The 15,145-nt window shown below is 50.8% G+C and carries 11 protein-coding genes; 7 read left to right on the top strand and 4 right to left on the bottom strand.

Annotation, left to right across the window (positions count from 1 at the left end):
* From pflA to ycaO, 4 genes are all read right to left on the bottom strand, one after another.
* On the bottom strand, nucleotides 1–464 hold a 464-nt coding region (pflA, locus tag KQJ19_RS12230), incomplete at its 3' end, for a pyruvate formate-lyase-activating protein (protein ID WP_216403697.1).
* Nucleotides 465–649: 185 nt separating this feature from the next.
* Nucleotides 650–2,932 carry a formate C-acetyltransferase gene (gene pflB / locus KQJ19_RS12235; protein ID WP_016152441.1) on the bottom strand — a complete coding sequence of 761 codons (2,283 nt, stop codon included), beginning with the start codon at nucleotides 2,930–2,932 and terminating at the stop codon, nucleotides 650–652.
* A 59-nt stretch (nucleotides 2,933–2,991) separates the two neighbouring features.
* On the bottom strand, nucleotides 2,992–3,849 hold the full coding sequence (gene focA / locus KQJ19_RS12240) for a formate transporter FocA (RefSeq protein ID WP_003831909.1): 858 nt from the start codon (nucleotides 3,847–3,849) through the stop codon (nucleotides 2,992–2,994).
* Nucleotides 3,850–4,253: 404 nt separating this feature from the next.
* Complete coding sequence (gene ycaO, locus KQJ19_RS12245; protein ID WP_216403698.1) at nucleotides 4,254–6,014, bottom strand: 30S ribosomal protein S12 methylthiotransferase accessory factor YcaO; 1,761 nt, start codon at nucleotides 6,012–6,014, stop codon at nucleotides 4,254–4,256.
* A gap of 136 nt (nucleotides 6,015–6,150) precedes the next feature.
* Between ycaO and KQJ19_RS12250 the strand changes: the two genes are divergently transcribed.
* The 7 genes from KQJ19_RS12250 to KQJ19_RS12280 all read left to right on the top strand — a co-directional run bounded on the left by KQJ19_RS12250 (nucleotide 6,151) and on the right by KQJ19_RS12280 (nucleotide 15,116).
* Entirely contained in the window at nucleotides 6,151–6,843 is a 693-nt protein-coding gene (locus tag KQJ19_RS12250) for a DUF421 domain-containing protein (protein WP_016156114.1), read from the top strand.
* A 212-nt stretch (nucleotides 6,844–7,055) separates the two neighbouring features.
* Entirely contained in the window at nucleotides 7,056–8,144 is a 1,089-nt protein-coding gene (gene serC / locus KQJ19_RS12255) for a 3-phosphoserine/phosphohydroxythreonine transaminase (protein ID WP_016152445.1), read from the top strand.
* Nucleotides 8,145–8,212: 68 nt separating this feature from the next.
* Nucleotides 8,213–9,496, top strand: coding sequence for a 3-phosphoshikimate 1-carboxyvinyltransferase (gene aroA, locus KQJ19_RS12260; protein ID WP_047359383.1), 1,284 nt, complete (start codon nucleotides 8,213–8,215; stop codon nucleotides 9,494–9,496).
* Between the two features lie 233 nt (nucleotides 9,497–9,729).
* The gene (gene cmk, locus KQJ19_RS12265) at nucleotides 9,730–10,413 is read left to right on the top strand and encodes a (d)CMP kinase (protein WP_016152447.1); all 684 of its coding nucleotides are present in this window, start codon (nucleotides 9,730–9,732) and stop codon (nucleotides 10,411–10,413) included.
* 113 nt (nucleotides 10,414–10,526) lie between these two features.
* Nucleotides 10,527–12,200 carry a 30S ribosomal protein S1 gene (rpsA, locus tag KQJ19_RS12270; RefSeq protein WP_003035776.1) on the top strand — a complete coding sequence of 558 codons (1,674 nt, stop codon included), beginning with the start codon at nucleotides 10,527–10,529 and terminating at the stop codon, nucleotides 12,198–12,200.
* Between the two features lie 160 nt (nucleotides 12,201–12,360).
* On the top strand, nucleotides 12,361–12,645 hold the full coding sequence (ihfB, locus tag KQJ19_RS12275; protein WP_003035780.1) for an integration host factor subunit beta: 285 nt from the start codon (nucleotides 12,361–12,363) through the stop codon (nucleotides 12,643–12,645).
* Between the two features lie 206 nt (nucleotides 12,646–12,851).
* Nucleotides 12,852–15,116: a ComEC family protein gene (locus tag KQJ19_RS12280; RefSeq protein ID WP_216403699.1), complete on the top strand. Its 2,265-nt coding sequence runs from the start codon at nucleotides 12,852–12,854 to the stop codon at nucleotides 15,114–15,116.
* Nucleotides 15,117–15,145 lie beyond the last annotated feature (29 nt).

Consider the following 15,145-nt stretch of genomic DNA (forward strand, 5'->3'; position numbering starts at 1 on the left):
CGTGCGAACTCAAGCGTACGATGGTTAGATACGCCCACCAGATTCTGATGGATTTCATCATTCATCTGTTTGAGATCGAGCATCACCAGGTCGGTGACTTCCAGCAATTCATCGATCACCGGATCGTAGCGGCGAACAAAACCGTTGGTATCCAGACAGGTATGAATACCTTCTTTTTTACAGGCACGAAACCAGTCGCGTACAAATTCAGCTTGCAGGATAGCTTCGCCACCGGACGCTGTTACACCGCCACCGGAGGCGTTCATAAAGTGGCGGTAGGTCACGACCTCTTTCATTAACTCGTCGACGGTGACTTCTTTGCCGCCGTGCGTATCCCATGTGTCACGGTTATGACAATACAGGCAGCGCATCAGGCAGCCCTGGAAGAAGGTAATAAAACGGATGCCCGGGCCATCAACAGTGCCACAGGATTCAAAGGAGTGAATGCGACCAATAACTGACATTGCGGTGTTTCTCCAGGTGTGGCCCATCCGGGGCCAGTGTTAGTGCACAGTTATTAACTGTGTCGAGTCTGTTTTGGCTGCTATCCATAAGTATAGATAGCTGACAAAGCAGGCTATTAAAAAGGCCCCACTTACGTGGAGCCTTTATTGTACGCTTTTTAAAGTACGATTTCAGTCAAAACCAATTACATGGTCTGAGTGAAGGTACGAGTAATAACGTCCTGCTGCTGTTCTTTAGTCAGGGAGTTAAAACGTACTGCGTAGCCAGAAACACGGATGGTCAGCTGCGGATATTTTTCCGGATGTTCCATCGCATCCAGCAGCATTTCACGGTTCATGACGTTCACGTTCAGGTGCTGACCACCTTCGATGGACGCTTCGTGGTGGAAGTAACCATCCATCAGACCAGCCAGGTTGGTCTTACGAACTTCGTCGTCTTTACCCAGTGCGTTCGGAACGATAGAGAAGGTGTAAGAGATACCATCTTTAGCGTAAGCAAACGGCAGTTTAGCAACGGAGGTCAGAGAGGCAACAGCACCTTTCTGGTCACGACCGTGCATTGGGTTAGCACCCGGTCCGAACGGCGCGCCAGCACGACGACCATCTGGGGTGTTACCGGTTTTCTTACCATAAACCACGTTAGAGGTGATGGTCAGAACAGACTGAGTCGGGATAGCGTTACGATAAGTAGTCAGTTTCTGAATTTTCTTCATGAAACGTTCTACCAGGTCAACCGCCATGTCATCAACGCGAGAGTCGTTGTTACCAAACTGCGGGTATTCGCCTTCGATTTCGAAGTCGACAGCCAGACCGTCTTCGTCACGAATCGGTTTAACTTTCGCATATTTGATTGCAGACAGGGAGTCAGCAGCAACGGACAGACCAGCGATACCACACGCCATGGTGCGGATAACGTCACGGTCGTGCAGCGCCATCAGAGAGGCTTCGTAGCTGTACTTGTCGTGCATGTAGTGGATAACGTTCAGTGCAGTGACGTACTGTTTAGCCAGCCAGTCCATGAAGTGATCCATGCGCTCCATAACTTCGTCGAAGTTCAGAACGTCGCCTTTGATCGGTTCAGATTTAGGACCAACCTGCATTTTCAGTTTTTCATCAACGCCGCCGTTGATTGCGTACAGCATGGTTTTCGCCAGGTTTGCACGCGCACCGAAGAACTGCATTTGTTTACCAACAACCATCGGGCTTACGCAGCAAGCGATAGCGTAGTCGTCGTTGTTGAAGTCCGGACGCATCAGGTCATCGTTCTCGTACTGCAGAGAAGAGGTGTCGATGGACACTTTAGCGGCGAATTTCTTGAAGTTCAGAGGCAGTTTTTCAGACCACAGAACGGTGATGTTCGGCTCCGGAGAAGGACCCATGGTGTACAGGGTATTCAGGAAGCGGAAGCTGTTTTTGGTAACCAGAGTACGGCCATCAACGCCCATACCACCGATAGATTCAGTTGCCCAAATCGGGTCACCGGAGAACAGTTCATCATATTCAGGGGTACGCAGGAAACGAACCATACGCAGTTTCATGACCAGGTGGTCAATCATTTCCTGAGCGTCTTGCTCGGTGATTTTGCCTGCTTTGATATCACGTTCGATGTAGGCATCCAGGAAGGTGGATACGCGACCGAAGGACATTGCTGCGCCGTTCTGAGATTTAACCGCGGCCAGGTAGCCGAAGTAAGTCCACTGGATAGCTTCCTGAGCGTTGGTTGCCGGACCAGAGATATCGCAGCCATATTTAGCAGCCATTTCTTTGATCTGACCCAGTGCGCGGTGCTGTTCAGCAATTTCTTCACGCAGACGGATAGTGGCTTCCAGGTTTACGCCGTTTTCCAGATCGGACTGCAGAGAGACGAACTGAGCGTATTTGTCTTTCATCAGGTAGTCGATACCGTACAGCGCAACGCGACGGTAGTCACCGATGATACGGCCACGGCCATAGGCATCTGGCAGACCAGTCAGAACACCGGATTTACGGCAGTTCAGAATGTCTTTGGTGTAAACATCGAATACGCCCTGGTTGTGGGTTTTGCGGTATTCGGTGAAGATTTTTTTCAGCATCGGGTCCAGTTCGCGATTGTACGCTTTGCAGGAACCTTCAACCATTTTGATGCCGCCAAACGGAATGATCGCACGTTTCAGCGGAGCTTCAGTCTGCAGACCAACAATTTTCTCGAGCGCTTTGTTGATGTAGCCAGCGTCGTGAGAAGTGATGGTAGAAGCAACGGAGGTGTCAAAGTCAACAGGCGCGTGAGTGCGGTTTTCCTGTTTAACGCCTTCCATCACGCTGTCCCACAGTGCAGTGGTCGCATCAGTTGCGCCAGCCAGGAAGGACTCGTCACCCTCATACGGAGTGTAGTTTTTCTGAATGAAGTCACGGACGTTTACTTCATTCTGCCAATCACCTTTGGTAAAACCTTCCCAGGCTGTGGCTAACTTTTCATTAAGCTCGGACATGTAACACCTACCTTCTTAAGTGGATTTTTTATTTACTGCGTGTAATGGGCATCATCAGATTAATGATGATCGTTACCACGCAGATAAATGACCCAGTATGTCAACCCGACCAACAAACCGCCGCCGATAATGTTGCCGATCGTAACCGGAATCAGGTTATCGGTGATGAAATTCATCACGGTCAGGTGAGAAAAATTCTCCGGAGAAGACCCAACAGCGGTCCAGAATTCCGGGGTGGCGAAATCGCGAATTACAATACCCATAGGGATCATAAACATGTTTGCGATACTGTGCTCAAAACCGCTGGCAACAAACATTGCGACCGGTAATACCATGATAAACGCTTTGTCCATCAAGCTGCGACCCGAATAGCTCATCCATACTGCCAGACACACCATCAGGTTCGCCAGGATGCCAAGACTTACCGCCTCAACAAAAGTATGGTGCACTTTGTGGTCGGCTGTTTGCAGGACGTTGAGACCCCACGCGCCGTTAGCGGTCATATACTCGCCAGAAAGCCACATGAGTAACACGAAGATCAGGGCGCCAATCAGGTTGCCGACATAAACGTTAAGCCAGTTTTTAGCCAATTGGCCCCAGGTGATGCGACCACTGGCTTTCGCTACGACAATCAGTACGGTTGAGGTGAAGAGGTCTGCACCGCAGACAACGCAGAGAATCAGCCCCAGGGAAAAGCAGATACCACCTACTAGCTTCGCCATGCCGAAAGGCATTGTGCCGGTACCGGTTGTGGCGGTGATATAGAAAACAAAGGCAATTGAAATGAATACACCGGCAGTAATTGCCAGATAGAACGTCTTAAGCGGATGTTTCGTTGCTTTATAGACGCCTGCTTCTTCGGCAACTTTGGCCATTGCAGCAGGAAGAATAAGATCAAAAGGGTTGTCAGCTTTCACACTAACTCTCTCTTTATTAAGTCGGCGACGAGATACTAACAAAGCATTATAGATGAGAATTTGATATAGATCATATCTCGCCTGGCTTATAGGCCCGTAAGGCGCATGGTTTTTATGCGATTACGGTGTAACTTGTTGATTATCCAAATAAAAATAAATTTTAAAAATTATAAAGTGAGTTGAATTTTTTCTTTCTGTCTCCTCTGGGGCGGTTAATTAAAATGGAGTAATTGAGATAAAAAACCACATTAATAAGCTAATTTTCTTAATATCAACTACTAATATTTAACCTTGTTTTTACATTTATTTTTTGATTTGACCAAAATAAAAAACAGGGCGCATTAAGCGCCCCGTAATATAGCCCAGACAATACCTTTAGCCTACTCAGCGCAGGCTGATTGTCACTATTTTGACCAATGTGCTGCTTTCGCGCGCTGCAGTTTTTCGTAAGCTTTCAGCAGAGACTGATGCGCCGGGAAAGCCTGCAGATCGCTATCAACAGTTTGAAGCCCGTAGAACGACGCTTCGCCACTTAATGCTGCACTTGCGGCTTCAACCGCCTCGGCACCGTACATGCGAACAAACGCGTTTAGATATTGTAGCGGCTGACGATCTTCTTCCTGAGATAGCAGCAGCAGCGTTTGCAGACAGCGGTAGTAGTTGGCACGTTCAGCGCTAAAGACAGAGGCGTTGAATTCCATCGTCCATTCTGTCCAGACCAGCGCCTGCTCCAGGTCGCCGCCGGCCAGCGCCAGCATCACTTTAAGCTCGCCAATGCGCAGGGTGTACCAACCGTTATCCGCACCGGTTGCCAGACCGAGCAGCTCGCGTACGCGGGTGAAGTCGTCAAAGCCTTCTTCATCCAGTTGTTCGATCAGATTGAGATAGTCTTCTTTATCCCATTCACTGCCCGGAAGCGAGAGAATAGTGTCACGCAGATGGGCGCCCATGGCGTTGTTGGCTAACCACAGATCTTCAGCCGGATAGATGTCAGACATTCCCGGAACAATAATGCGGCACGCGTAAACGCTCAGGTGCTCGTAGTCGGCGATATACACTTCTTTATCTTCAGCATTGAAGATGGCCATCAGGGTGGCGAACTCTTCTTCGGTGGTACCGGAGAAATTCCAGTCAACGAACGGATAGTCAGCATCCTGCTTGAACAGATCCCAGGAGATCAGGCCGCTGGAATCGATGAAGTGGGTTTCAAGGTTAGTGTGTTCAGCCACTTCTTCGTCGTCAAAGGTTGGTGGGGTGAAGACATCAAGATCTTTCAGACCACGGCCCTGCAGCAGTTCAGTGACGGTACGCTCCAGCGCAACGCCGAAATCCGGGTGCGCACCGAAGGAGGCAAAGCAGGTACCATTGGCCGGGTTGAACAGGACAACGCAAATCACCGGATACTTGCCGCCCAGCGAGCCATCATAGGCGAAAATTGGGAAACCTTCCGCTTCCAGTTTGGCGATGGACTCCACCACTGCCGGGTAGCGCGCCATGACTTCGGCCGGGATTTCCGGCAGGCTGATGCTTTCCGCAATAATACGGTTCTTCACATGACGCTCAAAGACTTCAGACAGGCCCTGAACGCGCGCTTCGTTTCGGGTGTTACCCGCAGACATGCCGTTAGAAACGTACAGGTTGCCAATAATATTCATCGGAATATAGACGGTCTGGTTATCCGACTGACGGGTAAACGGTAGGCCACAGACCCCACGTTCTTCATTACCGGATTGCAGATCGATAAGCATGCTGCCAGTCAGTTCGTTGTCTGGATCGTAAAACGCACGCAGACGAGCATCCAGTAGACCTTCTGGTACGTCGTCTTCTTCAGTCAACGGGAACCATTTTTCGTTCGGATAATGCACGAATGGGCCGTTGGCGATGGTTTCACCCAGCCAGAAATCAGCAAAGAAATAGTTAGTCGACAGACGCTCAAAATATTCGCCCAGCGCGGAAGCCAGCGCCGCTTTTTTCGTCGCGCCTTTACCGTTGGTGAAGCACAGCGCGCATTCTTTGTCGCGAATATGTACAGACCAGACGTTAGGGACGGGATTCAACCACGAGGCTTCTTCAATTTGAAAACCAAGGTCGAGCAATTTTTGCTGGAAGCGAGCGATGGAGTCTTCCAGAGCGGCATCTTTGCCGGGGATAAATGTTTGCGTCATGAAAATCACTTTTGTCGTACGGAAAGCGCGCAATGATACGGGTTTTAAATGAATGGCGCTATCGTCGCCGGAGTTCAGACGTAAATAAAAGTATTAGCTATGCTTTCCTACAGCCAACCACGTTTAGAGCATAATAATGAAAGCTTTCGATTTACACCGAATGGTACTGGATAAGGTGCCCATGGATTTTCTGGGAGAAGTTGCTCTGCGCAGCCTCTATACCTTTATATTGGTTTTTCTGTTTTTAAAAATCACCGGACGTCGCGGCGTACGCCAGATGTCGCTTTTTGAAGTGCTGATCATCCTTACGCTGGGGTCTGCGGCGGGAGACGTGGCATTTTATGATGATGTCCCGATGCTGCCGGTGCTGGTGGTCTTTATTACGCTTGCCGTGCTGTATCGGCTGGTTATGTGGCTGATGGCGCATAGCGAGAAAATGGAGGATTTGCTGGAGGGCAAGCCCGTTGTGATCATTGAGGACGGCGAGCTGGCATGGTCGAAGCTCAATAGCGCCAATATGACGGAATTCGAATTCTTTATGGAGTTGCGTTTGAACGGCGTGGAGCAATTGGGACAGGTGAGACTGGCCATCCTGGAGACAAATGGGCAAATCAGCGTCTATTTCTTTGCCGATGAAGACGTAAAGCCGGGGCTCAGTATTTTGCCTAAACGCTGTACACAGCGATTTAAAGTGATACCTGAAGCTGGGGACTATGCCTGTATACGGTGTAGTGAAGTGGTGCAAATGAACGCCGGAGATCATCAATTATGTCCACGCTGTGCAAATCCAGAATGGTCGAAGGCCAGTCGGGCAAAACGGGTCACCTGACAGCGAAAATCTCGGTTTTTACCCGTCAATCCGATAGATTCTGTTGTGTGACCAATGACACATTTTTACCCCGGCCAGTTTTACCCATTGCGGCGCGTGTCACTGAATGATAAAACCGATATCCACAGGAATAACTTATACCAATGTCTGTCACCGGATTATCGCCAATGACAGGATGTTGATTGGACAACAACACAACGTGGTGAGGGGAAATGGCTCAGGTCTTCAATTTTAGTTCAGGTCCGGCAATGTTACCGGCAGAAGTACTTAAACTGGCTCAACAGGATCTTCGCGACTGGAACGGTCTTGGCACGTCGGTGATGGAAATTAGCCACCGTGGCAAAGAATTCATCCAGGTCGCAGAGGAAGCGGAGCAGGATTTTCGCGATCTTCTCAGCATCCCCTCCAACTATAAAGTGTTGTTCTGCCATGGCGGTGGGCGCGGGCAGTTTGCGGGTATCCCGTTAAATATTCTGGGTGACAAAACCACGGCGGATTACGTTGATGCCGGTTATTGGGCCGCCAGCGCAATTAAAGAAGCGAAAAAATACTGTACGCCAAACGTTATCGACGCCAAAGTCACCGTTGACGGACTGCGTGCTGTTAAGCCAATGAGCGAATGGCAGCTTTCTGACAACGCGGCGTATTTGCACTATTGCCCGAATGAAACCATTGATGGCATTGCGATCGATGAAACGCCGAATTTTGCCAGCAATGTAGTGGTTACGGCGGATCTGTCCTCTACCATTCTTTCCGCACCTCTTGACGTGAGCCGTTATGGCGTAATTTATGCCGGGGCGCAGAAAAACATCGGCCCGGCCGGGCTGACCATTGTCATCGTACGTGAAGATTTGCTGGGTAAGGCTCATGTGTCATGCCCGTCAATCCTCGACTATACCGTGCTGAATGACAACGACTCCATGTTCAACACGCCGCCAACCTTTGCCTGGTATCTGTCTGGCCTGGTCTTTAAATGGCTGAAAGAGCAGGGCGGTGTTAACGCGATGGATAAAATTAACCAGCAAAAAGCGGAACTGCTGTACGGCGTAATCGATAACAGCGATTTCTACCGTAACGACGTGGCAAAATCGAACCGTTCACGCATGAACGTACCGTTCCAGCTTGCTGACAGCGCACTGGATAAACTCTTCCTGGAAGAGTCTTTCGCTGCGGGTCTGCACGCGTTGAAAGGGCACCGTGTGGTCGGCGGTATGCGCGCGTCCATCTACAATGCAATGCCGCTAGAAGGTGTAAAAGCGCTGACCGATTTCATGGTCGATTTCGAGCGCCGCCGCGGTTAATCTGCTGTATTTTCATCCCCACAGCCAGTCTGTGGGGTTTTTATGTCTGTTTTTGAGAGTCGAGTTTCATGGAATCCCTGACGTTACAACCCATTGCGCGGGTGGATGGCACCATCAATCTGCCTGGATCCAAAAGTGTTTCTAACCGCGCTTTGCTGCTGGCTGCATTAGCAAATGGCACCACTGTCCTGACTAATCTGCTGGACAGCGATGATGTCCGCCATATGCTTAATGCTCTGAATGCGTTAGGAATTAGCTATACCCTTTCTGCCGACCGTACGCGTTGCGAGATTATCGGCAATGGCGGCGCGCTGCATGCCGAAGGCGCAGTAGAACTGTTCCTTGGCAATGCCGGAACCGCAATGCGCCCACTGGCCGCTGCGCTGTGTCTGGGCAGTAATGACATCGTGTTGACAGGCGAGCCGCGCATGAAAGAGCGCCCGATTGGCCATCTGGTTGATGCGTTACGCCAGGGCGGAGCCAACATTGAATACCTGGAGCAGGAAAACTATCCGCCTTTACGTCTGCGCGGTGGCTTTACCGGAGGACAGGTTGAGGTAGACGGCAGCGTATCCAGCCAGTTCCTGACTGCGCTGCTGATGACTGCGCCACTGGCGCCGCAGGATACGACGATCGCCATTAAAGGCGAGCTGGTATCTAAACCTTACATTGATATCACACTGAACCTGATGAAAACGTTTGGTGTTGAAATTGAGAATCAGAACTACCAGCGCTTTGTTGTGCAGGGTCAGCAGCAGTATCAGTCACCGGGTGCATATCTGGTTGAAGGCGATGCTTCTTCCGCTTCCTATTTTCTCGCAGCGGGAGCCATTAAAGGCGGTACGGTAAAAGTCACCGGGATTGGCCGCAACAGTATGCAGGGTGATATCCGCTTCGCTGATGTGCTGGAAAAAATGGGCGCGACCATTACCTGGGGCGATGACTTTATTGCCTGTACTCACGGTGAGTTGAACGCGGTAGACATGGATATGAACCATATTCCCGATGCGGCGATGACCATTGCCACGGCAGCGCTGTTCGCTAAAGGCACCACGACTTTACGTAACATCTACAACTGGCGTGTCAAAGAGACCGACCGCCTGTTCGCGATGGCGACCGAGTTGCGTAAAGTGGGCGCGATCGTTGAAGAGGGCGAAGACTATATTCGCGTTACACCACCGGCGACGTTACAGTTTGCGGAGATCGCGACCTACAACGATCACCGCATGGCGATGTGTTTCTCGCTGGTGGCGTTGTCTGACACGCCGGTGACCATTCTGGACCCTAAATGTACCGCCAAAACCTTCCCGGATTATTTCGAACAGTTGGCGCGTATTAGTACACCTGCCTGATCCTCACATCTGACGATCGCGCTCCGCATATTCGTGAGCGCATCGCTGCAGATAAAAAGTAAATCAGTGTCATCTTCCGGGCTGGTTTCTCGCCAGCCCGCTATAATTGCGCAATTCTTCCTCACATCGTTACAGACTAATCGGGTTTTTACACTCTGTGTTAACGATTATTAGCGTTGGCGCGTATAATGCGCGGCGTTCACGTTAACGTATGCCCGTTTAAGGAGAAAAAGATGACGGCAATTGCCCCGGTTATTACCATTGATGGCCCAAGTGGTGCAGGAAAAGGCACCTTGTGCAAGGCAATGGCGGAAGCATTGCAATGGCATCTGTTAGATTCAGGCGCGATCTACCGCGTACTGGCGCTCGCAGCGTTGCATCACCATGTTGATGTCACATCTGAAGATGCTCTGGTACCGCTTGCCTCACACCTGGATGTGCGTTTTATCTCAACGGACGGCAACCTGGAAGTCATTCTGGAAGGTGAAGATGTCAGCGGCGAAATCCGCACCCAGGAAGTAGCGAATGCCGCATCTCAGGTCGCTGCGTTTCCTCGCGTACGCGAAGCGCTGTTACGTCGTCAACGCGCGTTTCGTGAAGCGCCCGGCCTGATTGCCGACGGACGAGACATGGGGACCGTGGTGTTCCCGGATGCACCAGTGAAAATTTTCCTGGACGCCTCCTCGCAAGAACGTGCGCATAGACGTATGCTACAGTTGCAGGAAAAGGGCTTTAGTGTTAACTTTGAACGCCTTTTGGCCGAGATCGAAGAACGCGATTTCCGCGATCGTAACCGTGCTGTAGCGCCGCTGGTTCCCGCTGCTGATGCTTTAGTTTTGGATTCAACCCGATTAAGCATTGAGCAAGTGATTGAAAAAGCGTTACAATACGCGCGCCAAAAACTGGCACTCGCTTAAGTGCGACCGAATTTGCAGTACCCCCGTTGCAATGGATTGACAGCGGGTATGTTAAACAACCCCATCCGGCATGGAGCCAGGTGGACGTTAAATATGAAACCTGAAGATTAAACATGACTGAATCTTTTGCTCAACTGTTTGAAGAATCCTTAAAAGAAATCGAAACCCGTCCGGGTTCCATCGTTCGTGGTGTTGTTGTTGCTATCGACAAAGACGTAGTACTGGTTGACGCTGGTCTGAAATCTGAGTCCGCCATTCCGGCAGAGCAGTTCAAAAACGCCCAGGGCGAGTTGGAAATCCAGGTTGGTGACGAAGTTGACGTTGCTCTGGATGCAGTAGAAGACGGCTTCGGTGAAACCCTGCTGTCCCGTGAAAAAGCTAAACGTCACGAAGCTTGGATCACGCTGGAAAAAGCTTACGAAGAAGCTGCAACCGTTACTGGTGTTATCAATGGCAAAGTCAAGGGTGGCTTCACTGTTGAGCTGAATGGTATTCGCGCGTTCCTGCCGGGTTCCCTGGTAGACGTTCGTCCGGTCCGCGACACGCTGCACCTGGAAGGCAAAGAGCTTGAATTCAAAGTAATCAAGCTGGATCAGAAGCGTAACAACGTTGTTGTTTCCCGTCGTGCCGTTATCGAATCCGAAAACAGCGCAGAACGCGATCAGCTGCTGGAAAACCTGCAGGAAGGCATGGAAGTTAAAGGTATCGTTAAGAACCTCACTGACTACGGTGCATTCGTTGATCTGGGTGGCGTTGACGGCCTGCTGCACATCACCGACATGGCATGGAAACGCGTTAAGCATCCGAGCGAAATCGTAAACGTTGGCGACGAAATCACTGTTAAAGTGCTGAAGTTCGACCGCGAGCGTACTCGTGTATCTCTGGGCCTGAAACAGCTGGGCGAAGATCCATGGGTAGCTATCGCTAAGCGTTATCCGGAAGGTACCAAACTGACTGGTCGCGTGACCAACCTGACCGACTACGGCTGCTTCGTTGAAATCGAAGAAGGCGTTGAAGGCCTGGTTCACGTTTCCGAAATGGATTGGACCAACAAAAACATCCACCCGTCCAAAGTTGTTAACGTTGGCGATGTAGTGGAAGTTATGGTTCTGGATATCGACGAAGAACGTCGTCGTATCTCCCTGGGTCTGAAGCAGTGCAAAAACAACCCATGGCAGCAGTTCGCGGAAACCCACAACAAGGGCGACCGTGTTGAAGGTAAAATCAAGTCTATCACTGACTTCGGTATCTTCATCGGCCTGGACGGCGGCATCGACGGCCTGGTTCACCTGTCTGACATCTCCTGGAACGTTGCAGGCGAAGAAGCAGTTCGTGAATACAAAAAAGGCGACGAAATCGCAGCTGTTGTTCTGCAGGTTGACGCAGAGCGTGAGCGTATCTCTCTGGGCGTTAAACAGCTCGCAGAAGATCCGTTCAACAACTGGGTTGCACTGAACAAGAAAGGCGCAATCGTAAACGGTAAAGTCACTGCAGTTGATGCTAAAGGCGCAACCGTAGAACTGGCTGACGGCGTTGAAGGTTACCTGCGCGCTTCTGAAGCTTCCCGCGACCGCGTTGAAGATGCAACTCTGGTTCTGAGCGTAGGCGACGACGTTGAAGCTAAATTCACCGGCGTTGATCGTAAGAACCGTGCAATCAGCCTGTCTGTTCGTGCTAAAGACGAAGCTGATGAGAAAGATGCAATCGCAACTGTTAACAAACAGGAAGATGCTAACTTCTCTAACAACGCAATGGCTGAAGCTTTCAAAGCAGCTAAAGGCGAGTAATATCGAGTGCTCCTAAATCCTTTGTGCTGTTAACAGCACAAAGGGTGACGAGTAGCTTGACAGATTACAGGATTCGTCCTGTAATCAATGACAAAGGGCGGCTAAGGCCGCCCTTAATCAATGCAGCAGCTAATTATGCCTTTAAGGAACCGGAGGAATCATGACCAAGTCAGAATTGATTGAAAGACTTGCAACCCAGCAACCTCATATTCCCGCGAAAGCGGTTGAAGATGCAGTTAAAGAGATGCTGGAACATATGGCCTCGACTCTTGCGCAGGGCGAGCGTATTGAAATCCGCGGTTTCGGCAGTTTCTCTTTGCATTACCGCGCACCGCGCACCGGACGTAATCCGAAGACCGGCGATAAAGTGGACCTGGAAGGAAAATACGTTCCGCACTTTAAACCAGGTAAAGAACTGCGCGATCGCGCCAATATTTACGGTTAAGTTTTTAGCGAGACTTAACGCCGAGAAAAGCACCCGCATGGGTGCTTTTTTCATTTCTGCCAGCCCATCCTGGAATCTCCATCCCAGTTAATTTGCACGTTACAAGCGCCGCTAAATGTTAGCGGAATGCATACCGTATAACGCTAAATTGGCACCAGACAACCGTCGAACATTACTGCACACTTCCTGCTACAGGGAGGTGACTGATGAAAATAACAACGGTTAGTACGAGTGCATTATTCGGCATTCTCCCGCTTATGCTATTACCTGCGTTACCTGACATGCTGTGCATCGGCGTTATATTTGGTCTGGCAATTCTGCTCTGCCTTATTTGTCACAGACTTGTACGTTTCGCCGGATTAACCCTGCTATTTTTTCTTTGGGGAGTTCTGGCAGCGAAAGATGCGCTGTGGGCCGGTAATACGCTGCCAGCAAAAAGTCAGCAGGCCATCGTGCGGATAACCGGAACCGATAATATGACAACGCACTACGGCCAGATCACGCATCTGCAGGGGAAGCGGGTATTTCCTGCCATCGGAATTACTCTGTATGGGCAGTACCTACCCGGCAACGTTTGTGCGGGCCAGACATGGGCGATGACGTTGAAGGTTCGTGCCATACACGGTCAATTGAACGAGGGCGGGTTTGATAGCCAGCGTTACGCATTGGCGCAGCACCAGCTGCTGACGGGAAGATTTTTGCAGGCTTCGGTTATCACACAACAATGCAGTTTGCGTTCGAGGTATCTCTCCTCGTTGAAAAGCGCGCTCGCTGACTATCCCTGGCAGCAGGTTATACTGGGCCTGGGAATGGGGGAGCGCTTGTCCGTGTCACAAGCGGTGAAAACCATTATGCGAGATACCGGTACGGCCCATTTGATGGCTATCTCCGGGCTGCATATTGCATTTGCCGCACTTCTGGCTGCAGGATTAATTCGCGCGGGGCAATTTTTTATTTCAACCAGATGGATTTGCTGGCAGGTTCCGTTAGTTGGCGGGATCGTCTGCGCAACATTCTATGCCTGGTTAACGGGGCTACAGCCCCCGGCATTACGTACGGTTGTTGCGCTACTGGTCTGGGGAGGGCTAAAACTCAGCGGCAGGCAGTGGAGTGGATGGTCGGTGTGGATCTGCTGTCTGGCAGCCATTCTGGTGGTGGATCCTGTCGCCGTTCTTTCACAAAGTCTGTGGTTGTCTGCTTTTGCCGTTGCGGCGCTGCTGTTCTGGTATCAATGGGTTCCGATGCCGGATTGGCCGCTGTCGCGCATTGGACGCCAATTTCTGGCGCTTGCTCATTTGCAATTGGGAATTACGCTCCTGCTTCTGCCTGTGCAAATCGCGATGTTTCACGGTGTTAGCCTGACCTCATTTCTGGCGAATTTGTTTGCTGTACCGCTGGTTACATTTATTTCCGTACCATTGATATTAGCAGGCATGATCGTGCATTTAACCGGGCTGGCGATGGTTGAGTCGAACCTATGGTATTTAGCGGATCGCTCCCTCGCGCTATTATTTTGGGGGCTCAGGAGCCTGCCTGAAGGGTGGATCAATATTGATGCACGTTGGCAATGGCTTGCATTTTTACCCGGACTCCTGCTCATCGCATATCGGCTGAACGTGTGGCGAACTATACCGGTAGTTTGCGTCACTGTGCTCCTTTTACTGAGCGCTCCGTTCTGGCGAACGCCACGTACTGATGTCTGGCAAGTGCATATGCTGGACGTCGGGCAGGGGCTGGCGATGGTCATTGCGCGCAATGGGAAAGCGATTCTTTACGATACCGGTCTGGCATGGCCTGAAGGCGATAGCGCGCAACAACTGATTATTCCCTGGTTACGCTGGCACAACCTGGAGCCAGAAGGCGTTATTTTAAGCCACGAGCATATGGATCACCGGGGCGGGTTGCGCTCGCTGCAGCAAACCTGGCCGTCGCTATGGATAAGAAGCCCATTAGGTTGGGAAGGGCATCTCCCGTGTTTACGCGGGGAGCGCTGGCAATGGCAAGGGTTAACCTTTAGTGCGCATTGGCCCGTGCGTGGAAATAAAGATCTGGGAAATAACCACTCCTGCGTGGTTAAGGTCGATGACGGGCATCAGAGTATTCTGCTGACCGGAGATATTGAGTCTCCCGCTGAACAAAAAATGCTAAGTCACTACTGGCAGCATCTGCAGTCTACGGTGGTACAGGTTCCACATCATGGTAGCAATACCTCATCATCTCAGGCGCTGATTCAGCGGGTCGGCGGGCAGGCCGCGTTAGCCTCCGCATCCCGTTACAATGCCTGGCGTCTCCCGTCCAGGAAAGTGAAGCAACGTTATCGGCAACAAAATTATCAATGGCTGGATACACCACACCAGGGGCAGATTACGCTGGATTTTTATCAAAAAAACTGGCGAATAAACAGCTTGCGGGATCAGATTTTACCTCGTTGGTATCATCAGTGGTTTGGCGTGTCGGAGGATAACGGGTAGAATATGCGGCTATTCTAACAAATGCTGGT

The organism is Citrobacter sp. S46_ASV_140 (assembly GCF_018919545.1).
GTDB classification, from domain to species: Bacteria; Pseudomonadota; Gammaproteobacteria; order Enterobacterales; family Enterobacteriaceae; genus Citrobacter; species Citrobacter braakii.

Coding starts and splice junctions, on each gene's coding strand:
- pflB (WP_016152441.1), bottom strand. CDS start 2,932: ATGTCCGAGCTTAATGAAAAGTTAGCCACAGCCTGGGAAGGTTTTACC.
- ycaO (WP_216403698.1), bottom strand. CDS start 6,014: ATGACGCAAACATTTATCCCCGGCAAAGATGCCGCTCTGGAAGACTCC.
- KQJ19_RS12250 (WP_016156114.1), top strand. CDS start 6,151: ATGAAAGCTTTCGATTTACACCGAATGGTACTGGATAAGGTGCCCATG.
- serC (WP_016152445.1), top strand. CDS start 7,056: ATGGCTCAGGTCTTCAATTTTAGTTCAGGTCCGGCAATGTTACCGGCA.
- aroA (WP_047359383.1), top strand. CDS start 8,213: ATGGAATCCCTGACGTTACAACCCATTGCGCGGGTGGATGGCACCATC.
- cmk (WP_016152447.1), top strand. CDS start 9,730: ATGACGGCAATTGCCCCGGTTATTACCATTGATGGCCCAAGTGGTGCA.
- rpsA (WP_003035776.1), top strand. CDS start 10,527: ATGACTGAATCTTTTGCTCAACTGTTTGAAGAATCCTTAAAAGAAATC.
- ihfB (WP_003035780.1), top strand. CDS start 12,361: ATGACCAAGTCAGAATTGATTGAAAGACTTGCAACCCAGCAACCTCAT.
- KQJ19_RS12280 (WP_216403699.1), top strand. CDS start 12,852: ATGAAAATAACAACGGTTAGTACGAGTGCATTATTCGGCATTCTCCCG.